We start from the raw sequence: 24020 nt of genomic DNA, 5'->3' as shown, positions 1-24020 counted from the left end.
GCGGTACAACCGAGCCCCGCGCCTTGCGCGGGGCTTTTTCGTTGCAGGATGATCCCAGGCTCGATCCAGCCCACCGTTCGCCGTGCCCGACGCCCCCGATAGCCTGCCTTACCGCCTCGGCTGCCCGTCGTGGAACGAGCCGGCCTGGCGCGGCAGCCTCTACCCGGCCGGCCTGCGGATGGCCGATAGCCTCGGCCACTACGTGCACACCTTCAACGCGGTGGAAGGCAACACCACCTTCCATGCCAGGCCGGCAGCGGCCACCGTGCAGCGCTGGGCGGCGACCATGCCGGGGGATTTCCGCTTCTGCGCCAAGCTGCCGCGGGACGTCAGCCACGAGGGCGACCTGCGCGAGCGGTTCGAGGCGACGGAGCGGTTCCTGGCATTGCTGGCGCCGCTGGGAGCGCGGGTGGCGCCGTTGTGGTTGCAGCTGCCGGCCGGGTTCGGCCCGGCGCGGCTGGACGAGCTGGCGGCCTGGCTCGACCGTTTCGCCGCGCATGCGCTCGCGGTGGAAGTGCGCCATCCCGCGTTCTATGCCCGCGGCGACGAGGAGCGGGCGCTCAACCGCATGCTGCATGCGCGTGGCGTGGAACGCATTTGCTTCGATTCGCGCGCGCTGTTCGCGTGCAGCCCGGAAGACCCGGCGGTGGCGCATGCGCAGGCCCGCAAGCCGAGGCTGCCGGTACGCGCGGCGGCTTTCGGTACGTTGCCGCAGGTGCGCTTCATCGGCGGCCCCGACCTGGACGCGAACCAGCCCTGGCTGGAACCGTGGCTGGACAAGGTGGCCGGCTGGATCGAGGAGGGGCGTTGCCCTTACGTGTTCCTGCATACGCCCGACAACCATCGCGCCGCCGAACAGGCGCTGCGTTTCCACGCGGGCCTGCGCGAGCGCCTGCCGGGGTTGGCGGAACTGACGGCGCCTTCGTCGGCGGTGCAGCCGAGCCTGCTCTGAACGCGCCGGCCTTCGCAAGGGACCGAAGGCCGGGAGCCGTCTCAATCGATCGTGGCCGGTCCGGCCGCGCCGGGCACGAGTTCGCAGGCGATGCCGCGCTCTTGCAGGGCGAGCAGCAAGCCACGGCCGGCTTCGTCGACGAAGCCGGCGCCCGCGCGCAGGCAGACCACCTTGCGGCCGGCCTCGACCGAGGCCAGCACCTGCGGCAGCAGCGTCGCCGCGTCAGGGGCGACGCGATGCGCCTCGGCATCGCGCCGCGCCAGGTCCAGGATCGCGGGCGCGACGTCGGGAGCGGCCAGGATCAGGTCGGCCAGGTTCAACTGGCGCAGCGCCTTCAAGGTCAGCAGGCCGGGATCGCCGTCGCCGCACCCCACGAGTGCCGCGCTGCCGCGCACGGGCAGGTCGCCGGCAGCGTCCAGGGCGGCCTCGAAGGCTTGCCGCGCCCGCTCGGCGTCGCCATTGCGCAACAGCACGGGCACCTCGCCGTCGAGCACCCGCTCGAACCAGCGCCGGCGCAGCGCCATGTCCGGCAGGCGCTCGCGGATGCGCGCGCGATGGCGGGAGAACAGTTCGGCCAGCGCGCCCAGCGAATGGTCGAGCTCGGTCTCCAGCCGCTCGCGCAGGCGCCGCGCCAGCATCGGCGCGGCGCCCGCGGAGGAGATGGCGACCAGGATCGGGTCGCGGTCGACGATCGCCGGGACCTGGTAGCTGGACAGCTCGGCGTCGTCGACCACGTTGACCCAGCGCCTGCGCGCGCCCGCGGCCTCGGCCACCCGGCGGTTGAGCGCGGCGTCGTCGGTCGCGGCCACCACCAGCCAGGCCGCGTCGATCCAGGCCGGATCGAACTCGCCGTCCAGGCGCTGCAACTGCCGCCGGTCGAGCAGGTCCTGCAGTTCGGGGATCCACTCGCGGGCATGCACCACGACGTGCGCGCCTGCGTGCAGCAGCGCCTTGATCTTGCGGCTGGCGACCTCGCCGCCGCCGATCACCAGCACGGTGCGGCCGCGCAGGTCGGCAAAGAGGGGAAACAGGGGCATGCGGACTCCGGGGTGCTCGCGCGGACGCTATGTTGCATGGCACCATCGAGCGACGTCCACGCCTCCGCCCTTCGCCAATGCGTGTCCTGCTGGTCAACGATACCGAAAAGCCGATCGGGCAGTTGCGCGAGGCGCTCGAGCGGGCCGGCTACGAGGTGTTGGAGGACGTCGCGACCACGGCCGCGCTGCTGCACGCGGTGCAGCAGTGCCAGCCGGACGTGGTGGTGATCGACGTGGAATCCCCTTCGCGCGACACCCTGGAGCAACTGGCGATGCTGCACAGCCATGCGCCGCGTCCGGTGGTGATGTTCTCCGGCGACGGCAACGACCAGCTGATCCGCGCCGCCGTCGGCGCCGGCGTGACGGCCTACGTGGTCGACGGCCTGTCGCCGGCGCGGCTGGCGCCGGTGGTGCAGGTGGCCCTGGCGCGCTTCGAGCAGGAAAGCGGCATGCGCCGCCGCCTGGACGAGGTGCAGCAGGCGCTGGAGGACCGCAAGCTGATCGAGCGCGCCAAGGGCTTGCTGATGCACAAGCGCGGCCTGTCCGAGGCCGATGCCTACGCGGCGCTGCGCCAGCAGGCGATGCAGCAAGGACTCAAGTTGGCCGAGGTGGCGCGCCGCATCGTGGCCATGGCCGACCTGTTGGGATGAGGACATGAGCGAAATCGATCTGCCCCTGCTGCGCGTGGCCTACATGCCGTTGATCGACTGCGCGCCCCTGGTGGCGGCCAGCCGGCTCGGTCTGGACCGCGCCCAGGGCCTGCGCCTGCAACTGCACCGCCAGGCCTCCTGGGCCGCGGTGCGCGACCGCCTGCTGTCCGGCGAGGTCGAGGCGGCGCATGCGCTGGCGGGCCTGGTCTACGGCATCGAACTGGGCGTGGCCGGGCCGCGTGCGCCGATGGCGCTGCTGATGACGCTCAACCACAACGGCCAGGCGATCACGCTGTCCTCGGGACTGGCGGATGCGCTGGCGGCCGGGCGTAGCTTGCCGCAGGCGCTGCGGGACCTGGGCCGGCCGGCGGTGTTCGCGCAGACCTTTCCCACCGGCACGCACGCGCTGTGGCTGTACTACTGGATGGCAGCCTCGGGCGTGGCGCCGATGCGGGACGTCGAGGTGGTGACGATCCCGCCGCCGCAGATGCCTGGAGCGCTGGCGGCGGGTGCGATCGACGGCTATTGCTCGGGCGAGCCGTGGGCTGCGGTCGCGGAGATGCAGGGCGTGGGCCGGCGGGTGATCCGCAGCGGCGAACTCTGGCCGGGGCATCCAGAAAAAGTACTGGCTTGCCGGCGCGATTTCGCCGCGCTGCAGCCGGAGCTGGTCGAACGTCTGACGGCCTGTGTACTGGCGGCCTGCCGCTGGCTGGATGCCGATCCGGCCAATCGCGTGCGTTGCGCACAGTGGCTTTCCGAGGCGGAGGTCATCGGCCGGCCGGTGGAGCATCTGGCCGCCTGCCTGGTGGGCGGTGACGACCCGGCGGCATTGGCGTTCCATCGTGGCGGCAGGGTGAACATGCCGTGGCTTTCGGACGGCGAATGGTTCCTGGCTCAGTTCCGGCGCTGGGGCTGGTGTGGTCCGTTGCTGGACGAAGATGGATTGCTGCGCGATATCCATCGATTGGAAAACTATCGACATGCTGCCGAGCGCGTGGGGGTGGCCGTGCCGAATGAGGAAAGGCGGGTGGTGCGGTTGTTCGATTGGGTTAATTGATCGTGTCTGGCTTGAGGCGATTCACAGAAAACTTTGATTCGCCATTCCCGCTTTCGCGGGAATGACGAGTTCGAGCGTGCCGGGGGCGGAAGCACACGGGGCTGCCATTCTGCGGCGCACAAATATGGTGCGTTAGCCCGAATACGGGGCGTGGAATGCAGGCGAAACATGCTGGCCGATTCAGAGAGGCATCTTGAAAGCCTTGTGAATCAACGAATTGAGCCGCTGCCGCCAAGGCGCGAAAACTTGGCACGCTGATTGCTTGATACGTCCTGCGCAGGCAACGGCGTCTGCGCATACAAACCATTCGACGCACCAGGCCAACGGCGGTCCGGGGTGTCCAGGACAACGGCGTCCTTCCGGTGCGAACCGGAGGGGCGCCTTTTTTTTCGCCAACGCTGATCCGGAGATGCATGCATGAATCGCTCTTTCTGGCGATCGGGGCATACGCCCACGCTGTTCGCGTCGTTCCTGTACTTCGACTTGAGCTTCATGGTCTGGTACCTGCTCGGTCCGCTGCAGGTCCCGATCGCGGAGGCGCTGGGGCTGGATACGCAGCAGCGCGCCTTCATGGTCGCCGTGCCGATCCTGTGCGGCGCGGTGCTGCGGCTGTTCCTGGGCATGCTGGCCGACCGCATCGGCGCCAAGCGCGCCGGCGTGCTGGCGCAAGTGGCGGTGATCGCCAGCCTGCTGGGCGCATGGCAGCTCGGCGTCCACAGCCTGGGCCAGGTGGTGGTGCTGGGCATGCTGCTGGGCATCGCCGGCGCGTCGTTCGCGGTGGCGTTGCCGCTTGCCTCGCGCTGGTATCCGCCGGAGCACCAGGGCACGGCGATGGGCATCGCCGGCGCGGGCAACTCCGGCACGGTGCTGGCCGCGTTGTTCGCACCGGTGCTGGCGGCGATGTTCGGCTACCGCGACGTGTTCGGACTGGCCTGCATCCCATTGGCGCTGACGTTGCTGGTGTTCGTGCTGACGGCGAAGGACGCGCCGGTGCCGGTGGCGCGCAAGCACTGGGCCGACTACGGCAGGGTACTGGTCGGCAACCGCGATTCGTGGCGCTTCATGTTCTTCTATGCGATCACCTTCGGCGGCTTCGCCGGATTCGCCAGTGCGCTGCCGGGCTACTTCCACGACCAGTTCGGCTTCGATGCCAAGCATGCCGGCTGGGCCACCGCCGCCTGCGTGCTGGCCGGTTCGGTGATGCGGCCGCTGGGCGGGGTGATCGCCGACCGCGTGGGCGGCACGCGGTCGCTGCTGGGCGTCTACCTGCTGGTGGCCGTGCTGGTGGCATTGGCCGGGTTCGGCGTCGGCGGCGCATGGATCACCCTCGCGCTATTCGTGCTCACGCTGCTGTGCCTGGGGGCAGGCAACGGCGCGGTGTTCCAGTTGGTGCCGCAGCGCTTCGGGCAGGAGATCGGGGTGATGACCGGGCTGATCGGCATGGCCGGCGGCATCGGCGGCTTCGCGCTCGCCGCCGGGCTCGGCGTGCTCAAGCAGCACACCGGCAGCTACGCGCCCGGCATGTGGCTGTTCGCGCTGTTCGCGCTCGGCGGCTGGGCGTTGCTGGCCGGGGTGAAGCGCGAATGGCGCAGCCAGTGGGCCGCCGCCGGCGCGGCGCGGGTCTGAGGTGAGGACGCCAATGAAACAACCCAGACTGGTCGTCATCGGCAACGGCATGGCCGGCATCCGCACGCTGGAGGAGCTGCTCAAGCTCGCGCCGGGCATGTACGACATCACCGTGTTCGGCGCCGAGCCGCACCCGAACTACAACCGCATCCTGCTCTCGCCGGTGCTGGCCGGCGAGCAGGACTTCGACGACATCGTGCTCAACCCCCTGTCGTGGTACGCCGAGAACGGCATCCGCCTGCACCTGGGCAAGGAGGTCGTGCGGATCGACCGGGTGCGCCGGCGGGTGATCGCCGCCGGCGGCACCGAGGCCGAGTACGACCGCCTGCTGATCGCCACCGGCTCGCTGCCGTTCGTGCTGCCGGTGCCGGGCAAGGACCTGAAGGGCGTGATCGGCTACCGCGACATGCACGACACCCGCACCATGATCGAGACCGCGCGCAGCAAGCGCCACGCGGTGGTGATCGGCGGCGGCCTGCTCGGGCTGGAGGCCGCCAACGGCCTGAAGCTGCGCGGGATGGACGTGACCGTCGTGCACCTGGCCGGCTGGCTGCTGGAGCGCCAGCTCGATCCGGTCGCAGGCGGCCTGCTGCAGAAATCCTTGAGCGAGCGCGGCCTGCGTTTCCGCCTGGAGACGTCCACCAGCGCGATCCTCGGCAACGAGGCCGGCGAAGTGGTCGGCGTGCGTTTCGCCGACGGCAGCGAGATCCCGGCCGACCTGGTGGTGATGGCCGCCGGCATCCGTCCGAACACCCGGCTGGCCGAGGAGGCCGGCATCCATTGCTCGCGCGGCATCGTGGTCAACGACAGCCTGCAGAGCTTCGACCCGCGCGTGTACGCGGTCGGCGAGTGCGCCAATCACCGCGGCATCGCCTACGGGCTGGTCGCGCCGCTGTTCGAGCAGGCCAAGGTCTGCGCCAACCACCTGGCGCAGTTCGGCATCGGCATCTACAAGGGCTCGGTGGCCTCGACCAAGCTCAAGGTCACCGGCATCGACCTGTTCTCGGCCGGCGATTTCATGGGCGGCGACGGCGCCGAGGAGATCGTGCTGTCCGACCCGGCCGGCGGCGTCTACAAGAAGCTGGTGATCCGCGACGACAAACTGGTCGGCGCCTGCCTGTACGGCGACACCGGCGACGGCGGCTGGTACTTCAAGCTGCTCAAGGACGGCACGCCGGTGCAGGACCAGCGCGACCAGCTGATCTTCGGCGAGACCGCGCTCGGCGATGCCGGCACCGCCGGCCAGGACCGCGCCAGCGCGATGGCCGACGGCGACGAGGTCTGCGGCTGCAACGGCGTGTGCAAGGGCACGATCGTCAAGGCGGTGCGCGAGCAGGGCCTGTTCACGGTGGACGAGGTCAAGAAGCACACCAAGGCCGCCAGCTCGTGCGGCTCGTGCACCGGCCTGGTCGAGCAGATCCTGATGAACTGCCTGGGCTCGAACTTCCAGGAGACGCCCAAGACCAAGGCGGTGTGCGGTTGCACCGACCTGAGCCACGGCGAACTGCGCAAGGCCGTGCGCGAGCACCGGCTGCTCAGCCACGTCCAGGCCTATGCGTTCCTGGAATGGCGCACGCCCAACGGCTGCGCGACCTGCCGCCCGGCCCTGAACTACTACATGCTCTCGACGTGGCCGCACGAGGCGGTGGACGACCCGCAGTCGCGCTTCATCAACGAGCGCGCGCACGCCAACATCCAGAAGGACGGCACGTTCTCGGTGGTGCCGCAGATGAAGGGCGGGGTGACCAACCCCTCCGAGCTGCGCCGCATCGCCGACGTCGCCGACAAGTACGCGATCCCGATGGTCAAGGTCACCGGCGGCCAGCGCATCGACCTGCTCGGGGTCAAGAAGGAGGACCTGGTCGACGTCTGGCGCGACCTCGGCATGAAGTCCGGGCACGCCTACGGCAAGTCGATCCGCACGGTGAAGACCTGCGTGGGCAGCGAGTTCTGCCGCTTCGGCACCCAGAACAGCACGCAGATGGGCATCGACCTGGAGACGATGCTGGCCAACATGTGGAGCCCGCACAAGGTCAAGCTGGCGGTGTCCGGCTGCCCGCGCAACTGCGCCGAATCCGGCATCAAGGACGTGGGCATCATCGCGGTGGACTCGGGCTGGGAGATCCACGTCGGCGGCAACGGCGGCATCAAGACCGAGGTCGCGCGCTTCCTGGTCAAGGTCAGGACCGCCGAGGAAGTGAAGGAGTACACCGGGGCGTTCCTGCAGCTGTACCGCGAGGAGGCGTACTACCTCGACCGTACCGTGCACTACATCGCGCGGGTGGGGCTGGATTACATCAAGCAGAAGGTGGTCGACGACGCCGGGAGCCGGCGCGCGCTCTACGAGCGCCTGCTGTATTCGCTGGACGGATTGGCCGATCCGTGGAGCGCGCGCGTCGCCGGCGAGCGCAACCGGGAATACCAGCCGCTGCGGATCGCCGCACCGGCCGCGACGGTGGAGGAATGAGCATGGGCACGGGCCGCTGGATACGCGTGTGCGCGCTGGACGAATTGCCGCCGCTGGGCGCGCGCGTGCTGGAGATCGAGGGAATGGCGCCGATCGCGTTGTTCCGCACCGCGGGCGACAAGGTGTTCGCGCTGCGCGACCGCTGCCCGCACAAGGGCGGGCCGCTGTCGCAGGGCATCGTCAGCGGCGAGAGCGTGACCTGCCCGCTGCACGGCTGGAACATCGGGCTGGACAGCGGCCAGGCCTGCGCGCCGGACGTGGGCTGCACGCCGCGCTACCCGGTGAAGGTCGAGCACGGCGCGGTGTGGATCGTGCCGCGCGAAGCGCTGCAGCCGCAGGCGCTGGAACCGGCATGAGCGAAGGCGCCACGCCGGCAGCGCCGCCGGAGGCGGCCGTAGGGGAGGCGGTCGCGGTCCGCCGCACCACGCGCTCGACCTGCTGCTACTGCGGCGTGGGTTGCGGCGTGCTGATCCACAGCGAGGCCGATGCGCAGGGGGAGCGCATCGTCGGGATCGAAGGCGACCCGCAGCACCCGGCCAACCATGGCCGGCTTTGCAGCAAGGGCCGCAGCCTGCCGCAGACCGTCGACGGCCACGCCGGGCGGGTGCTGGTGCCGGAGCTGCGTTCGCAGCGCCAGGCGCCGCGGCGGCCGGTCGACTGGGACGAAGCGCTGGACACGGTGGCGGCGCGGCTGGCCGGCATCGTGCGCCGGCACGGGCCGGACGCGGTCGCGTTCTATCTCTCCGGCCAGCTGCTGACCGAGGACTACTACGTCTTCAACAAGCTGGCCAAGGGCCTGGTCGGCACCAACAACATCGACACCAACTCGCGGCTGTGCATGTCCAGCGCGGTGACCGGCTACAAGCTCGCGCTCGGCGCAGACGGCCCGCCGACCTGCTACGAGGACCTGGAGCGGGCCCGGACCGTGCTGTTCGCCGGCAGCAACATGGCCTATGCCCACCCGGTATTGTTCCGCCGCCTGGAGCAGGCGCGCGCCGAGGATCCGCAGGTGCGCTGGATCGTGGTCGATCCGCGCCGCACCGACACCGCCGCGATGGCCGACCTGCACCTGGCGATCCAGCCGGGCACCGATGTCGCGCTGTTCAACGGCATGTTGCACCACCTCGTCTGGGAGGGCCTGGTGGACGCGGAATTCGTCGCCGCGCATACGGAAGGGTTCGCCGACCTCAAGCGCCTGCTGCGGGACTACACCCCGCGCATGAGCGCGGAGATCTGCGGCATCCCGCCGGAAGACCTGGTCCAGGCGGCGGAATGGTTCGGGCGCAGCCCCGCGGCGCTGTCGCTGTACTGCATGGGCCTGAACCAATCGGCCCACGGCACCGACAAGAACCTGGCGCTGATCAACCTGCACCTGGCCACCGGCCAGATCGGCAAGCCGGGCGCCGGGCCGTTCTCGCTGACCGGCCAGCCCAACGCGATGGGCGGGCGCGAGGTCGGCGGGATGGCGACGATGCTGGCCGCGCACCGCGAGATCGGCAGCGACGCGGACCGCGCCGAGCTGGAACGCCTGTGGGGCCTGCCCGAAGGACGGATCTCGCCGCGGCCGGGCGCGGCCGCGGTGAAGCTGTTCGAAGGCTTGCGCGAGGGGCGCATCAAGGCGGTCTGGATCGCCTGCACCAACCCCGTGCACTCGATGCCGGACATCGCCGGCGTGCGCGAGGCGCTGCAACGGGCCGAATACGTGGTGGTGCAGGAGGCCTTCGCCGGCACCGACACCGTGCCCTACGCCGATGCATTGCTGCCGGCCTCGAGCTGGGGCGAGAAGGAGGGCACGGTGACCAACTCCGAGCGCCGCATCACCCGCGTGCGCGCCGCGGTCGCGCCGCCGGGGCAGGCGCGCGCGGACTGGTGGATCGCGCGCGAAGTGGCGCGGCGGATGGAGGCGAAGCTGGAGAACCCCAATGCTTCTTCTTCGTCATTCCCGCGAAAGCGGGCATCCATGGACTTCACTTGCAAGGCGCCAACGTCCATGGATTCCCGCTTTCGCGGGAATGACGAGACCAGAAATTCGTGGGACGGCACCTCAGCCGCGCCGACATTGTTCGGCTTCGACACGCCCGCCGCGATCTTCGAAGAACACCGCAGCCTCACCCTCGGCCGCGACCTCGACATCGGCGGGCTCGACTACGCCAGGCTGGAGAGCGACGGCCCGCAGCAGTGGCCGTTCCCCGCCGGCGCCCGCCAGGGCCTGGCACGCCGCTATACCGACGGGATCTTCGCCACCGCCGACGGCCGCGCGCGCTTCCACGCCACCGCCTACCGTCCGGTCGCCGAGGCGACCTCCGCACGCTATCCGCTGCGCCTGCTGACCGGCCGCCTGCGCGACCAGTGGCACGGCATGTCGCGCAGCGGGCGCGTGCCGGCGCTGTTCGCGCACAGCCCCGAGCCGGGCCTGCGCATGCACCCGGAGGACGCTGCGCGACGCGGGTTGCAGGCCGGCGAACTGGTGCGCGTGAGCAGCAAGCGCGGCGAACTGGTGCTGCCGTTGGAGCTGTCCGACGAGGTGCGCTCGGGGTGCGTGTTCGCCGCGATGCATTGGAGCGGCCAATTCCTGTCCAGCGGCGGCATCAACGAGGTCAGCATCCCGGCGGTGGACGCGCGCTCGCAACAGCCCGAGCTCAAGCATGCGGCAGTGCGCGTGGAAAAGGCCGAGTTCGGCTGGCACCTGCTGGCGGCGCGGCGCGGCGACGCGCTGGCGCTGCAACGCGCGCTGCAACCGCTGCTGCGCGAGTGCGGCTACGCCGGCCTGGGCCTGCATGCCGAGCCGGGCGCGCCCGAGCTCGGCCATTGGACGGTGCTGCGCGCGGCCTGCGCCACGGCGCCGGATGCGGCCTGGATGCAGCGGCTGGTGGATGCGCTGGACCTGCCGGCCGGCCCCGACACGCTGGAATACCGCGACGCGCGCCGCGGCCTGATCCGCCGCGTCGGCTGGCGCGTGCACGACGGCCACAGCCATATCGACGGCCTGCTGCTGGCCGAGCCCCAGCGCAGCGCCGCCAGCCAGGGCCTGCTCGACGCCGCGCTGTCCGGGCAGCCATGGCAAGGCACACGGCTGTCGGTGTTCTCGCAGGGCGCCGGCGCGCGCCGCGACCCGGTCGTGTGCAGCTGCCGCCAGGTCACCGAATCGGCGATCCAGGCCGAACTGCAGCGCGGCGCGGATGTCGCCGCGCTCAAGCAACGCCTGGGCTGCGGCAGCGTCTGCGGCTCCTGCGTCCCGCAACTCGCACGGATGTACCAGCAGCAGGCCCAGCCGGCCTGATCCCCAAGTCCAAGCCCCTACGCCAGGAATAACGCCATGCCGATCACCGAATCCCGTCCGCGCGAGGTCGTGCTGCTGTCCGCCGGCCCCGGCGACCTGGAACTGCTCACGCTCAAGGCGGCCAAGGCGCTGGCCGCGGCGCAGGTGCTGCTGCTGGACGAACTGGTCGATCCGGAGATCGTCGAGCTGGCGCCCCGGGCGCGGGTGATCCGCGTCGGCAAGCGCGGCGGCTGCCGTTCCACGCCGCAGGACTTCATCTGCCGGCTGATGCGCCGCTATGCCCTGCAGGGACTGCGCGTGGTGCGGGTCAAGGGCGGCGATGCGCTGATGTTCGGCCGGGCCGGCGAGGAGATCGAGTTCCTGCGCCGCGCCGGCATCGGGGTGCGCATCGTCAACGGCGTCAGCGCGGCGTTCGCCGCCGCCGCCGGGCTCGGCATCTCCCTGACCCATCGCGAGCATTGCCATGGCGTCACCTTCGTCACGGCGCATACCCAGGACCATGGCGAGCCGGACTGGGGCGTGCTGGCCGCCACCGGCACCACCCTGGCGATCTACATGGGCATGCGCCGCGCCGGCGCCGTGGCCGACGGCTTGCGCCGGCATCTCCCGGGCAGCACTCTGGCGGCGGTGGTGCAGAATGCCAGCCGGCCCGACCAGCAGGCGCACCTGACCACGCTGGACGGATTGGCGGCGCTGGCCGAAGGGCTGGACACCGGCTCGCCCGGCGTGATCCTGGTAGGGGGCGCGTTGGCGCAGGCGTGGCCGCTGGCGATGCGATCGGAGGAGAACGATGGAGTTGCAGGCGAGGAACGAGCGGTCCGGACAGGCCTTGCACGGGCGCGATGACGCCGACCGCCGATGATCGGCTGCGACGAAGCGCTGGCGATCGTGCGCCGCGCCGCGCCGCGCATGCCGGCGGAATCGCTGGCGCCGGCCGAGGCGCAGGGCCGGGTACTGGCCGAACCGGTGGTCAGCGGCGCTTGGTTGCCGCCGTTCGACAACGCCGCGATGGACGGCTTCGCGCTGCAGGCCCGTGGGCTGGTGGTGCCGGCGGGCACCGAGCTGCGCGTGGACGGCCGCCAGGCGGCCGGCGACCGCGGGCGTGCCGCCACCGGCGGCGCATGGGAAATCATGACGGGGGCGCAGTTGCCGGACGGCCTCGATACGGTGGTGCCGGTGGAGCGCGTGCAGGTCTTGGCGCAGACCGGGGCCGGCCCGGGGACGATCCGGCTGCTGGACCCGGCGACGCCGGGCCAGCACCTGCGCCGGCGCGGCGAGGACGTGGCCGCCGGCAGTACCGTGATCGATGCCGGCACGCGCGTGCTCGCGCCGCAGCTGATGTTGCTCGCGGCATTGGGCGTGGCGCAGGTGGCCGCGCGGCGGCGGCCGCGGGTCGCGGTGATCGCCACCGGCCGCGAGCTGGTGGCCGATCCGGCGGCGGCGCTGCAGCCAGGCCAGATCCGCGACAGCAACCGGCCTTTCCTGGTCGCGCAATTGCAGGCGGCCGGCGCCGACGTGGCATGGCACGGCGTGGTCGACGACGACGCGCCGGCGTTCCAGCGCATCCTCGACCGCGTGCTGGCGCTGGGCGTGGACCTGGTGGTGAGCACCGGCGCGGTCTCGATGGGGCATTACGACTTCGTGCCCGAGGCATTGCGCGCCCGGCGCGCGCGGATCGGCTTCCACAAGGTCGCGATCCGGCCCGGCAAGCCGTTGCTGTTCGCCGAACTGGACGAAGGCCCGTTGTTCTTCGGCCTGCCGGGCAACCCGGTCGCCAGCGCGGTGGGATCGCGCTTCTTCGTCGAACCGGCGTTGCGCGAGATGCTCGGCCTGCCTGCGGAAACGCCGCTGCGCGCGCGCCTGGAAGGGCGCGTGGGCAAGCGCGAGGGCCTGCGTTTCTACGCGCGCGCGCACCTGCGCTGCGACGACGGGGGACAACTGCGCGTCGGCGTCCTGCCGGGGCAGGAGTCGTTCCGGCTGATGCCGATGCTGGCCGCCAATGCCTGGGCGGCCTTGCCCGAAGGCGTGGCCGAAGCCGCCGAGGGCGATTGCGTGGACGTCTTCGGGCCCGGGCACTGGCAGCCGGTGCGGTTCCAGGAGTCGCACGCATGAGCCTGCCGGACCGGCAAGCCTGGACCGGGCTGGTGCTGGCCGGCGGCGGTTCCACGCGCATGGGCCGCGACAAGGCCGGGCTGGACTGGCAGGGGCGGCCGCTGATCGAGCACATGCAGGACCTCCTGCGCAGCGCCGGCGCGCATCGGGTCGTGGTCAGCGGCGACTATCCGCAGTACGACGCGATCGCCGACCGGCGGCCCGGCCTGGGCCCGCTGGGCGGCCTGCACAGCGCCGCGGCGGCGTTGCCGGACGGAACGCTGCTGGTGGTGCCGGTGGACATGCCGAGGCTGACGACCGCGCTGCTGTGCCGCCTGCTGGCCGCGCCGGCCGAGTGCGCGGTCTTTTCCGGGCAGCGCCTGCCGATGCGGATGCGGCTGGACGAGGCGAGCCGCGCGACGCTGGACCGCCTGGTCGCGGTCGCGGAACGCGAACGTTCGCTGCGCGCGCTGCAGCAGGCGCTGGGATGCGCCGAACTCGCGCTCGACGCCGGTGCCGAAGCCGCGCTGGCCAACTGCAATACCCCGGAGCAATGGGAGGCGCTTCGCGCATGAAAGTACAGATGCAAGGGCAGGGCGTGCGTTTCCGCATCGACGAGGCCGAGCTTGCCGCCCTGCTGGCGGGGACCGAGGCGGTCAACCGGACGGTGCTGCCCGGCGCCGGCGAGCTCGTGCAGTCCCTCGTCCTGGGCGCGCGATCCGCGCCGGCGCTGGACTGCGGTGCCGGCCACTGGCGCCTGAGCCTGCCGCGCGCGGACGTGGAAGCCTACGTCGCGCGGCTGCCGTGCCGCGACGGCCTGGAGTACCAGGTCCAGGGTCTCGCGCTGGCGTTCGAGGTGGACGTGCGCGACAGCGCGCGCAAGCGCCTGCCGCGGCAAGCCCCCGCTACAGGTCGCGCAGGTCGAGGCGGCGGAGCCTCGGCGCCTTCCAGGCCGTGACCGCGACCACGGCCAGGGTCACGCAGCCGCCCAGCACCACCGCCGGCACCAGGCCGATCAGCCGCGCCATGGTACCGTCGTAGAACGCGCCCAGCTCGTTGGACGAACCGATGAAGATGCCGTTGATCGACGATACCCGGCCGCGCATCTCGTCCGGCGTGGCCAACTGCAGGATGGTCTGGCGCACCACCACCGAGACGCCGTCGCACATGCCGTAGGCCAGCAGGATCGCCGCCGACAGCCAGAAATGCCGCGACAGGCCGAACGCGATCGTGCACAGGCCGAAGCCCGCCACCGCGCACAGCAGCACCCGGCCGGCATTGCGCTGCAGCGGATGCCGCGCCAGCCACAGGCCGACCAGCACCGAGCCCAGCGCGGGCGCGCCGCGCAGGATGCCCAGCCCTTCCGGCCCGTAGTGCAGGATGTCGTGGATGAAGGCCGGCAGCATCGACACCGCGCCGCCGAGCAGCACCGAGAACATGTCCAGCGCCATCGCGCCGAGCATGATCTGGTTGGAGAACACGAAGCGCGCGCCCTCGGCGATGCTGCGGAAGATCGGCGCGCGCGTGCCCGAGTGCGCCGGTTCCTCGATCCGCAGCAACAGCAACGCCAGCATCGCCGCCAGCGCGACGCCCGCCGCGACCGCATAGGCCAGCGCACTGCCGCCGAAGCCGACCAGCACGCCGCCCAGCGCCGGGCCGATCACCATGCCGGCCTGGAACACCACGCTGCCCAGGCTGGCGCCGCGCGCGTAGGCCTCGCGCGGCAGCGTCTTCGCGAACAGCGCGTTGTAGATCGGGCTCAGGAACGAGCGCACCATGCCGGTCAGCGCGATCGCCGCGTAGATCGGCCAGACTCCCCGTATCGGGATCCATCCCCGGGCGACCGCCAGCAGGATCGCGGCGGTGGCGACCAGCCCCAGCGTGGCGGCCATGCCGAGCCGGCGCCGGGGCAGGTGGTCGACCAGGTAGCCGGCGAACGGCGCCACGCAGAAGAACGGCAGGATCTCCGCCAGCCCGATCAGCCCCAGCGAGAACGGGTTGCCGGTGATCTGGTAGATGTGCCAGCCGACCGTGACCGCGACGATCTGGTACGAGAGCATGCCGCAGATGCGGTAGGCCAGCACCAGCACGAAGCCGGGATGGGCGAGCAGGCCACGGATGCCGCCGTCGGCGGGGGCCGCCCCGCTCACCGGGCCTGCGCCTGGGCGGTATCGCGGATGAAGCCCAACATCGCGGCCACGCCGTTGCTGCGGGTCGGCGAGAGATGCTTGGACAGGCCGATGTCGGCGATGTAGCTCGGCTCGGTGGCGAGGATCTCCGCCGCACTGCGCCCGGAGTAGACGCGCAGCGCCAGGTAGATCAGCCCGGAGACGATGGCCGAGTCGCTGACGGCATGGAACACGAGCCGCTCGGCGTTGCCCTCCGGCACGATCCACACCATCGACTGGCAGCCGTGCAGGCGGTGTTCCTCGGTCTTCCACTCGTCGGGAAAGGCGGGCAGCTTGCGGCCGAGGTCGATCAGGTACTGGTAGCGCTCGGACCAGTCGCCGAAGAACGAGAATTCCTCGGCGATGGCGGCCTGGGCCTCGGCGGCGGTGGGTTCGAGCGGGAAGGGGGAATCGGTCATTGGAAAACTCGGAATCTTGCGATCTGGGCCCCTCTCCCTTTGGGGCGAGAAGGCACGGTTTGCGCGCCACTGGCGTGCGTGCCCGGGAGCGCCAGTGGCGCGGGCCGGTGCACGGGTGGGGGTGAGGGTACGAGGGCGCAGCCCCTACTGCTGAACTGCACTAGGCTTCGCCCGTACCCTCATCCGCCCCCGCGGGGCACCTTCTCCCAGGGGGAGAAGGCAACAGCTTCAAGCACGCTTCCAGCGTACGCCCTGCGGCGTGTCCTCCAGCACAACGCCTTCGCCGGCCAACTGCTCGCGGATCGCGTCGGCGCGGGCGAAGTCGCGTGCCTTCTTGGCGGCGGCGCGCTCGTCGATCAAGGCCTGGATGCGGGCGTCGTCCTCGCCGGAGGCACCACGGTTGAACCAGGCTTCGGGCGCCTGCTGCAGCAGGCCGAGCGCAAGGCCTGCGCCCAGCAGTTGCGACTTCAGCCGCGCCTTTTCTTCCGCGTCCTCGGCCTTGCGCGCTTCCGCGGCGATGCGGGCGACCTCGGCCAATGCCTGCGGAGTGTTGAGGTCGTCGTCCAGCGCCGCCTCGACCGACGCCGGGATGGCGGGCTCGGCCGGTGCGCCGGCGAGGTCGCGCAAGGTGCCGTAGAGCCGGTCCAGCGTGTTCCTGGACTGCTCGATCAGCGCGTCCGACCAGTCCAGCGGCTGCCGGTAGTGCGCGGAGAGCAGGGCGTAGCGCAGCGCCTCGGGCGGATGCTTGCGCACCAGGTCGTGGACGCGCTCGATGTTGCCGATCGACTTGCTCATCTTGGCGCCGCCGAAGTTGAGCATGCCGTTGTGCAGCCAGAACCGCGCGAAGGTCTTGCCCCCGTGGGCGCATTCGCTCTGCGCGACCTCGTTCTCGTGGTGCGGGAACTGCAGGTCGACGCCGCCGGCGTGGATGTCGATGGTCTCGCCCAGGTGCGCGGCGGCCATCGCCGAGCACTCGATGTGCCAGCCCGGGCGGCCGCGGCCCCAGGGCGAATCCCAGCCGGGCAGGTCGTCGGAGGACGGCTTCCACAGCACGAAGTCGCCCGGGTCCTTCTTGTAGGGGGCGACTTCCACCCGCGCGCCGGCAAGCATCTCCTCCGGATCGCGCCGGGACAGCTTGCCGTAGCCGTCGAAGCTGGCGACCGAGAACAGCACGTGGCCCTCGGCGGCATAGGCGTGCCCGCGTTCGATCAGGCCCTCGATCATCGCCACGATCTGCGGGATGTGCGCGGTGGCTTCCGGCTCGATGTCCGGCGGGGCCACGCCGAGCGCCGCCATGTCCTCGCGGTAGGCGGCGGCGAAGCGCTCGGTGATCGCCGAGATCGGCACGCCCTGTTCCTTGGCGGCGGCGTTGATCTTGTCGTCCACGTCGGTGATGTTGCGCGCGTAGCGCAGCGCGCCGTAGCGCCGGCGCAGCAGCGCGGCCAGCACGCCGAACACCACCGGGCCGCGGGCGTTGCCGATGTGGACGTAGTTGTAGACGGTAGGCCCGCAGACGTACATCGTGGGGCAGGCGGGATCGAGCGGCGCGAACGGTTCGACCCGCCGCGTCAGGTTGTTGTGCAGGCGCAGGCTCATCGGCATCGGGGGTGGAAAAGCCCGACGATTCTACGCTCAGGGAAGGGGCTGGGGCATGCCATCGCTCCCGGAGCGGTTCGCGCCGGGCCCGGAGCCCTGCGGGGGCAGGCCGGCCTGGCCGCCGGGACGAGCCGCGCGGCCAGGTTGGGGATCTTCCAACCCGCGGACCGCCGCGCGTGTCCGCACCGTAGTCGCACGGTCGTGGAGGAGCGGCTCGTTTCCCCTTGGTCCCGGCGTGTGCCGTCGCGATGCCGTGCCATAGCACACTCCGCGCCGGGTTGGTGCCCCCGGACGGGTGGCGTTCAGCCCCGGGCGCGGGTCCGTCCCTACACTTAAGGAATTACTTACATCCGCCTGCCGGTGCTGATGCGTTCTTCCATCCTGCTCCTCATGCTCTGCTCGCTGGCCTGCCTACCGCTTTGCGCCTGGGCGGCGGGGCAGGACGATGCGGTCAAGAACCGGGTGGTGGTGGTCGAGAACGTCAAGCTGGATTACGCGCAGGTGCTCAACGTCGAGCCGGTCTACCAGACCCTGCGCGCGACGCGCACCGAAGAGCAGTGCGAACCCGAGCCCGAGGTCCAGGCCAGGCAGGCGCCGGCCGAAGAGGGCCGGTTCTCGCGGATGATGGATTCGGTGAAGGACATCTTCAGCAAGCGTCCCACGACGCCCGAGCCGGCGCAGTCGCCGGCCCCGCCGCCGACCAGCACCCGGCGCAACTGCAAGATCGTCGAAGTCCCCCGCGAGTTCCGCCGGCCGATCGCCTACGACGTGGACTATGTCTACAAGGGCACCAAGTACCGCTCGCGCCTGCCCGAGGACCCGGGCAACCGGCTGCGGGTGCGGGTGTCGGTGACGCCCTACATCCCCGACGCGATCCTGGCGCCGGCGCGGTAGGGCGAGTCCCTCGCGAGGGCACGGCACAGCCATGCGCCGGGGTTTGAACGGCGAGCCCCTCCGAGAGCCGCGTTTCCATGTGAAGAGATCCGGCTGGCGCTTGCGCCCGCCCGCCATGCGTGCGAGGATTCGCGCCCTATGAAGCCGACCGCTTACCAGCACGACACCAGCGCCGCCCGGATGGCCTCCGGCATGACCTCGCGCGCGCGTCGACCGGAACCCCACATTTCCGCTGGGTAACCGGAGCGTCGTGCTGTCCGTTCGGAAAACCCAGCCTGAGGCTGGGTTTTTTCGTTTTCGGGCCGGCAAGGTTTCAACCGCAATAAAACCGCGCATCCCGCGCACCCGCCGCAGCCGCGTCGGCCCCACGCAACAAAGGATCGATCGATGTCCCTCAAGCATTTCCTGAACACCCAGGACTGGAGCCGCGCCGAACTCGACGCGCTGTTGACCCAGGCCGCGCTGTTCAAACAGAACAGGCTCGGCAACGAGTTGAAGGGCAAATCGATCGCGCTGGTGTTCTTCAACCCGTCCATGCGCACCCGCACCAGCTTCGAGCTGGGCGCGTTCCAGCTGGGCGGGCATGCGGTGGTGCTGCAGCCGGGCAAGGACGCGTGGCCGATCGAGTTCAACCTGGGCACGGTGATGGACGGCGACACCGAGGAGCACATCGCAGAGGTCGCCCGGGTGCTGGGCCGCTACGTCGACCTGATCGGCGTGCGCGCGTTCCCGAAGTTCGTCGACTGGAAGTACGACCGCGAGGACATCGTGCTGAAGTCCTTCGCCAAGTACTCGCCGGTGCCGGTCATCAACATGGAGACCATCACCCATCCGTGCCAGGAGCTGGCGCACGCGCTGGCGCTGCAGGAGCACTTCGGCACCTCCGACCTGCGCGGCAAGAAGTACGTGCTGACCTGGACCTACCATCCCAAGCCGCTCAACACCGCGGTCGCCAACTCGGCGCTGACCATCGCCACCCGCCTGGGCATGGACGTGACCCTGCTGTGCCCGACCCCGGACTACATCCTGGACGAGCGCTACATGGATTGGGCCCGGCAGAACGTCGCCGAGAGCGGCGGTTCGCTGCAGGTCAGCCACGACATCGACAGCGCCTACGCCGGCGCCGACGTGGTCTACGCCAAGAGCTGGGGCGCGCTGCCGTACTTCGGCAACTGGGAGCCGGAGAAGCCGATCCGCGACCGGTACAAGCACTTCATCGTCGACGAACGCAAGATGGCGCTGACCAACAACGGCGTGTTCTCGCACTGCCTGCCGCTGCGCCGCAACGTCAAGGCCACCGACGCGGTGATGGATTCACCCAATTGCATCGCCATCGAAGAAGCCGAGAACCGCCTGCACGTCCAGAAGGCGATCATGGCCGCGCTGGTGCGCGGCCGTGATTCGTGATTCGGGATTGGTGATTCGTAAAGGCAAGCCCGACTCCTGCCCTTAACTGTTCAATCGTAGAGAGATACCCCCATGTCGCAGCAAACCGCTTCTTCGAATCACCAATCACCAATCGCCAATCACGAAAGCAAGCACATCGTGCTTGCTTTCAGTGGCGGCCTCGACACCAGCTTCTGCGTGCCCTACCTGCAGGAGCGCGGCTGGAACGTGCACACCGTGTTCGCCGACACCGGCGGCGTGGACGACGAGGAGCGCGAGTTCATCGAGAAGCGCGCCGCCGAGCTGGGCGTGGCCAGCCACGTCACCGTCGACGGCGGCCCGGCGATCTGGGCCGGCTTCGTCAAGCCGTTCGTCTGGGCCGGCGAGGGCTACCAGGGCCAGTATCCGCTGCTGGTGTCCGACCGCTACCTGATCGTCGATGCCGTGCTCAAGCGCGCCGCCGAGCTGGGCACCAACGCGATCGCGCACGGCTGCACCGGCATGGGCAACGACCAGGTGCGCTTCGACCTGGCGGTCAAGGCGCAGGGCGACTACCGGATCGTGGCGCCGATCCGCGAGATCCAGAAGGAGCACACCCAGACCCGCGCCTACGAGCAGAAGTACCTGGAGGAGCGCGGCTTCGGCGTGCGCGCCAAGCAGAAGGCCTACACGATCAACGAGAACCTGCTGGGCGTGACCATGTCCGGTGGCGAGATCGACAAGTGGGAAGCGCCGGGCGAGGGCGCGCGCGGCTGGTGCGCGCCGCGCAGCGCGTGGCCGGTCGAGCCGCTGACGGTGACGCTCAAGTTCGTCGAGGGCGAGGCGGTCGAGCTGGACGGCAAGGCGCTGCCGGGCGAGCAGATCCTGGCCAGGCTCAACAAGCTGTTCGCCCCGTACGGCGTCGGCCGCGGCGTCTACACCGGCGATACCGTGATCGGCCTGAAGGGCCGCATCGTGTTCGAGGCGCCGGGCCTGGTCTCGCTGCTGGCCGCGCACCGCGCGCTGGAGGACGCGGTGTTGACCAAGCAGCAGAACCGCTTCAAGCCGGACGTCGCGCGCAAGTGGGTGGAGCTAGTGTACGAAGGCTTCTACCACGATCCGCTGAAGACCGACCTGGAGGCGTTCCTGAAGTCCTCGCAGGCCAAGGTCAACGGCGAGGTGGTGCTGGAGACCCGGGGCGGCCGCGTCGATGCGGTGGCGGTGCGTTCGCCGCACATCCTCAACGCCAAGGGCGCGACCTACGCGCAATCGGCCGACTGGGGCGTGGAAGAGGCCGAGGGCTTCATCAAGCTGTTCGGGATGAGCTCGACGCTGTACGCGCAGGTCAACCGCTGAAGCCCGCTTTCTTCTCCCGCTCGCGGGAGAAGGTGGCGTGCAGCGCCGGATGAGGGCCCTATGTCGGCAAGAAGTCGCCCCCATCCGCCCTTCGGGCACCTTCCCCCGCAGGCGGGGGAAGGGAACATTTTCGTCTGGTCTGGAAGATGAGCCGGTTACGCATCAGCACCGACAAGCACGAGCTGGACGTGGACCTGGTCCACCGCTTCCTCTCGACCGAAGCCTACTGGAGCCGCGGCATCCCGCGCGCGACGGTGGAGCGCGCCATCGACGGCGCGCTGTGCTTCGGCGGTTATGCCGAGGGCGCGGGGCAGGTGGCATTCGCGCGGGTGATCACCGATGGCGCGACCTTCGGGTATCTCGCCGACGTGTTCGTGCTGCCGGAGCATCGCGGCCGTGGCTACGGCAAGCAACTGGTGGCCGCGATCATGGCGCATCCTCGCCTGCAGGACCTGCGCCGTTTCATGCTGGCGACCTCCGACGCGCACGGGCTGTACGCGCAGTTCGGTTTCGCCGCGCCGGCCAGGCCGCAGTCGCTGATGGAAATCTCGCGTCCCGACATCTACCAGGCCGCCGACGCGGCCCACTGATCCCCTTATGACCGAACTGCTCGAACACACCCTGGCGCACCTGGACAAGCTGGTGTCCTTCGACACCCGCAATCCGCCGCGCGCGATCGGGACCGATGGCATCTTCGACTACATCCGCGGGCAACTGCCGGGGTTCGCGGTCGAGGTGGTCGACCACGGCGCCGGCGCGGTCAGCCTGTACGCGGTGCGCGGCAAGCCGAAGTATCTGTTCAACGTGCATCTGGACACGGTGCCCGACTCGCCGGCCTGGACCGCCGACCCGCACGCGATGCGCCGGCTCGACGACCGCGTGGTCGGCCTGGGCGTGTGCGACATCAAGGGCGCGGCCGCCGCGCTGATCGCCGCGGCCAACGCCGGCGACGGCGACGCGGCGTTCCTGTTCTCATCCGACGAGGAGGCCAACGATCCGCGCTGCATCGCGGCGTTCCTGGCGCGCGGCATCCCCTACGAGGCGGTGCTGGTGGCCGAGCCGACGATGAGCGAGGCGGTGCTGGCGCATCGCGGCATCAGTTCGGTGCTGATGAAGTTCGCCGGCCGCGCCGGCCATGCGTCCGGCAAGCAGGATCCTTCGGCGAGCGCGCTGCACCAGGCGATCCGCTGGGGCGATCGCGCGCTGGACCACGTCGAGTCGCTGGCGCACGCGCGTTTCGGCGGCCTGACCGGATTGCGCTTCAACATCGGCCGGATCGAGGGCGGGATCAAGGCCAACATGATCGCGCCGGCCGCCGAGCTGCGCTTCGGCTTCCGGCCGCTGCCGTCGATGGACGTGGATGCGCTGCTGGCGACCTTCGCCGGCTTCGCCGAGCCGGCCGCGGCGCATTTCGAGGAAACCTTCCGCGGCCCGAGCCTGCCGTCCGGCGACATTGCGCGTGCCGAGGAGCGCCGGCTGGCCGCGCGCGACGTCGCCGACGCGCTGGAGCTGCCGATCGGCAACGCGGTCGATTTCTGGACCGAGGCCTCGCTGTTCTCGGCCGGCGGCTACACCGCGCTGGTCTACGGCCCGGGCGACATCGCCCAGGCGCATACCGCCGACGAGTTCGTGACGCTGGAGCAACTGCAGCGCTACGCCGCGTCGGTCCACCGCATCATCAACGGCGCCGGCTGAGCCGCGTCCTTCCTCCATCCGCATGAACATCGAAATGTCGCTGCCCGCCGCCACCAAACAGACCCGCCAGACCATCGTGCGCCTGCTTTCGAGCATGGCCAGCGCGAAGGAGATCAGCCAGTACCTCAAGCGCTTCTCGCAGCTGGACGCCAAGCGTTTCGCCGTCGTCAAGGTCGGCGGCGCGGTGCTGCGCGACGAGCTCGAGGACCTGACGTCCTCGCTGACCTTCCTGCAGGAAGTCGGCCTCACGCCGATCGTGCTGCACGGCGCCGGCCCGCAGCTGGACCTGGAGCTGTCGGCGGCCGGCATCGAGAAGCGGACCGTCAACGGCCTGCGCGTGACCTCGCCGGAGGCGCTGGCGATCGTGCGCAAGGTGTTCCAGGCGTCCAACCTGCGCCTGGTCGAGGCCTTGCAGCAGAACGGCGCGCGCGCGACCTCGATCACCGGCGGCGTGTTCGAGGCCGGCTACCTCGACCAGGCCACCTACGGGCTGGTCGGCGAGGTCAAGGCGGTCAACCTGGCGCCGATCGAGGCCAGCCTGAAGGCCGGCTCGATCCCGGTGATCACCAGCCTGGGCGAGACCGCCAGCGGCCAGATCCTCAACATCAACGCCGATTTCGCCGCCAACGAGCTGGTGCGCGAACTGCAGCCGTACAAGATCATCTTCCTGACCGGCACCGGCGGCCTGCTCGACGAGCACGGCAAGGTGATCGACTCGATCAACCTGTCCACCGAGTACGAACACCTGATCCAGCAGCCGTGGATCCATGGCGGCATGAAGGTCAAGATCGAGCAGATCAAGGACCTGCTGGACAAGCTGCCGCTGGAGTCGTCGGTCTCGATCACGCGCCCGGCCGACCTGGCCAAGGAGCTGTTCACCCACAAGGGCTCGGGCACGCTGGTGCGGCGCGGCGAGCGCGTGCTGCGCGCCACCGCGTGGAACGAGCTGGACCTGCCGCGGCTGAAGAACCTGGTCGAATCCAGCTTCGGGCGCGAGCTGCTGCCGGACTACTTCGAGCGGACCCGGCTGCTGCGCGCCTACGTCAGCGAGAACTACCGCGCCGCGGTGATCCTCACCGACGAGGCCGAGGGCGTGTACCTGGACAAGTTCGCGGTGCTCGACGACGCCCAGGGCGAAGGCCTGGGGCGCGCGGTCTGGAACGTGATGCGCGAGGAGACCCCGGACCTGTTCTGGCGCTCTCGCCACAACAACCAGGTCAACATCTTCTACTACGCCGAGTCGGACGGCTGCTTCAAGCAGGAGAAATGGAAGGTGTTCTGGTACGGGATGGACGACTTCGAGCAGATCCAGCGTTGCGTGGCGCACTGCGCGACGCGGCAGCCGACGCTGGTGGGCTGAGATGGCA

21 protein-coding genes are annotated in these 24020 nt (G+C 70.3%); 17 read left to right on the top strand and 4 right to left on the bottom strand.

Translation table 11 applies throughout. From position 1 onward, the window contains the following. The first annotated feature begins 82 nt into the window (after nucleotides 1-82). Nucleotides 83-952, top strand: coding sequence for a DUF72 domain-containing protein (locus M3M27_RS12050; protein WP_434025782.1), 870 nt, complete (start codon nucleotides 83-85; stop codon nucleotides 950-952). Nucleotides 953-993: 41 nt separating this feature from the next. On the opposite strand, the gene M3M27_RS12045 is transcribed toward M3M27_RS12050, so the two are convergent. Further along, complete coding sequence (locus M3M27_RS12045) at nucleotides 994-1989, bottom strand: NAD(P)-dependent oxidoreductase (protein ID WP_140720429.1); 996 nt, start codon at nucleotides 1987-1989, stop codon at nucleotides 994-996. 77 nt (nucleotides 1990-2066) lie between these two features. On the opposite strand from M3M27_RS12045, the gene M3M27_RS12040 reads away from it, so the two are divergent. From M3M27_RS12040 to M3M27_RS11995, 10 genes are all read left to right on the top strand, one after another. Then, nucleotides 2067-2639: an ANTAR domain-containing response regulator gene (locus M3M27_RS12040; RefSeq protein ID WP_434025781.1), complete on the top strand. Its 573-nt coding sequence runs from the start codon at nucleotides 2067-2069 to the stop codon at nucleotides 2637-2639. A gap of 4 nt (nucleotides 2640-2643) precedes the next feature. After that, complete coding sequence (locus M3M27_RS12035; RefSeq protein WP_434025780.1) at nucleotides 2644-3696, top strand: CmpA/NrtA family ABC transporter substrate-binding protein; 1053 nt, start codon at nucleotides 2644-2646, stop codon at nucleotides 3694-3696. Nucleotides 3697-4152: 456 nt separating this feature from the next. Further along, the gene (locus tag M3M27_RS12030; RefSeq protein ID WP_434028014.1) at nucleotides 4153-5322 is read left to right on the top strand and encodes a nitrate/nitrite transporter; all 1170 of its coding nucleotides are present in this window, start codon (nucleotides 4153-4155) and stop codon (nucleotides 5320-5322) included. Between the two features lie 49 nt (nucleotides 5323-5371). Beyond that, on the top strand, nucleotides 5372-7789 hold the full coding sequence (nirB, locus tag M3M27_RS12025; protein ID WP_434028013.1) for a nitrite reductase large subunit NirB: 2418 nt from the start codon (nucleotides 5372-5374) through the stop codon (nucleotides 7787-7789). After that, nucleotides 7786-8145 carry a nitrite reductase small subunit NirD gene (gene nirD / locus M3M27_RS12020; protein ID WP_434025779.1) on the top strand — a complete coding sequence of 120 codons (360 nt, stop codon included), beginning with the start codon at nucleotides 7786-7788 and terminating at the stop codon, nucleotides 8143-8145. The genes nirB and nirD overlap by 4 nt, the downstream gene beginning before the upstream one ends. Beyond that, the gene (locus M3M27_RS12015; protein ID WP_434025778.1) at nucleotides 8142-11069 is read left to right on the top strand and encodes a nitrate reductase; all 2928 of its coding nucleotides are present in this window, start codon (nucleotides 8142-8144) and stop codon (nucleotides 11067-11069) included. Before nirD ends, M3M27_RS12015 begins: the two co-directional genes overlap by 4 nt. A gap of 36 nt (nucleotides 11070-11105) precedes the next feature. Beyond that, nucleotides 11106-11915 carry a uroporphyrinogen-III C-methyltransferase gene (gene cobA, locus M3M27_RS12010; RefSeq protein ID WP_140720440.1) on the top strand — a complete coding sequence of 270 codons (810 nt, stop codon included), beginning with the start codon at nucleotides 11106-11108 and terminating at the stop codon, nucleotides 11913-11915. A gap of 12 nt (nucleotides 11916-11927) precedes the next feature. Continuing rightward, a complete protein-coding gene (locus M3M27_RS12005; RefSeq protein WP_434025777.1) occupies nucleotides 11928-13181 on the top strand; it encodes a molybdopterin molybdotransferase MoeA in 1254 nt (417 codons plus the stop codon). Next, nucleotides 13178-13735: a molybdenum cofactor guanylyltransferase gene (locus M3M27_RS12000; RefSeq protein ID WP_434025776.1), complete on the top strand. Its 558-nt coding sequence runs from the start codon at nucleotides 13178-13180 to the stop codon at nucleotides 13733-13735. Before M3M27_RS12005 ends, M3M27_RS12000 begins: the two co-directional genes overlap by 4 nt. Continuing rightward, on the top strand, nucleotides 13732-14118 hold the full coding sequence (locus tag M3M27_RS11995; RefSeq protein ID WP_177497580.1) for a hypothetical protein: 387 nt from the start codon (nucleotides 13732-13734) through the stop codon (nucleotides 14116-14118). The genes M3M27_RS12000 and M3M27_RS11995 overlap by 4 nt, the downstream gene beginning before the upstream one ends. Here the strand turns inward: M3M27_RS11995 and M3M27_RS11990 are convergent. The 3 genes from M3M27_RS11990 to cysS all read right to left on the bottom strand — a co-directional run bounded on the left by M3M27_RS11990 (nucleotide 14066) and on the right by cysS (nucleotide 17349). Continuing rightward, the gene (locus M3M27_RS11990) at nucleotides 14066-15310 is read right to left on the bottom strand and encodes an MFS transporter (protein ID WP_434025775.1); all 1245 of its coding nucleotides are present in this window, start codon (nucleotides 15308-15310) and stop codon (nucleotides 14066-14068) included. The genes M3M27_RS11995 and M3M27_RS11990 overlap by 53 nt on opposite strands. Next, nucleotides 15307-15747: a SufE family protein gene (locus tag M3M27_RS11985; RefSeq protein WP_434025774.1), complete on the bottom strand. Its 441-nt coding sequence runs from the start codon at nucleotides 15745-15747 to the stop codon at nucleotides 15307-15309. Before M3M27_RS11985 ends, M3M27_RS11990 begins: the two co-directional genes overlap by 4 nt. Nucleotides 15748-15975: 228 nt before the next feature. After that, nucleotides 15976-17349, bottom strand: coding sequence for a cysteine--tRNA ligase (gene cysS / locus M3M27_RS11980; RefSeq protein WP_434025773.1), 1374 nt, complete (start codon nucleotides 17347-17349; stop codon nucleotides 15976-15978). 360 nt (nucleotides 17350-17709) lie between these two features. On the opposite strand from cysS, the gene M3M27_RS11975 reads away from it, so the two are divergent. The 6 genes from M3M27_RS11975 to M3M27_RS11950 all read left to right on the top strand — a co-directional run bounded on the left by M3M27_RS11975 (nucleotide 17710) and on the right by M3M27_RS11950 (nucleotide 24013). Continuing rightward, nucleotides 17710-18237, top strand: coding sequence for a hypothetical protein (locus M3M27_RS11975; RefSeq protein ID WP_140720451.1), 528 nt, complete (start codon nucleotides 17710-17712; stop codon nucleotides 18235-18237). 387 nt (nucleotides 18238-18624) lie between these two features. Beyond that, a complete protein-coding gene (locus M3M27_RS11970; RefSeq protein ID WP_140720453.1) occupies nucleotides 18625-19644 on the top strand; it encodes an N-acetylornithine carbamoyltransferase in 1020 nt (339 codons plus the stop codon). 72 nt (nucleotides 19645-19716) lie between these two features. Then, entirely contained in the window at nucleotides 19717-20958 is a 1242-nt protein-coding gene (locus tag M3M27_RS11965; protein ID WP_434025772.1) for an argininosuccinate synthase, read from the top strand. A gap of 146 nt (nucleotides 20959-21104) precedes the next feature. Next, entirely contained in the window at nucleotides 21105-21548 is a 444-nt protein-coding gene (locus M3M27_RS11960) for a GNAT family N-acetyltransferase (RefSeq protein WP_434025771.1), read from the top strand. A 7-nt stretch (nucleotides 21549-21555) separates the two neighbouring features. Further along, entirely contained in the window at nucleotides 21556-22653 is a 1098-nt protein-coding gene (locus tag M3M27_RS11955; protein ID WP_140720459.1) for an acetylornithine deacetylase, read from the top strand. A gap of 34 nt (nucleotides 22654-22687) precedes the next feature. After that, nucleotides 22688-24013: an acetylglutamate kinase gene (locus M3M27_RS11950; protein ID WP_140720462.1), complete on the top strand. Its 1326-nt coding sequence runs from the start codon at nucleotides 22688-22690 to the stop codon at nucleotides 24011-24013. Nucleotides 24014-24020: the final 7 nt, after the last annotated feature.

It is taken from the genome of Xanthomonas boreopolis, assembly GCF_046529185.1.
In the GTDB taxonomy this organism is placed as follows: Bacteria; Pseudomonadota; Gammaproteobacteria; order Xanthomonadales; family Xanthomonadaceae; genus Pseudomonas_S; species Pseudomonas_S boreopolis.
Note: the sequence above shows the minus strand (reverse complement) of the source record. Positions and strands in the feature narration are given on the sequence as shown.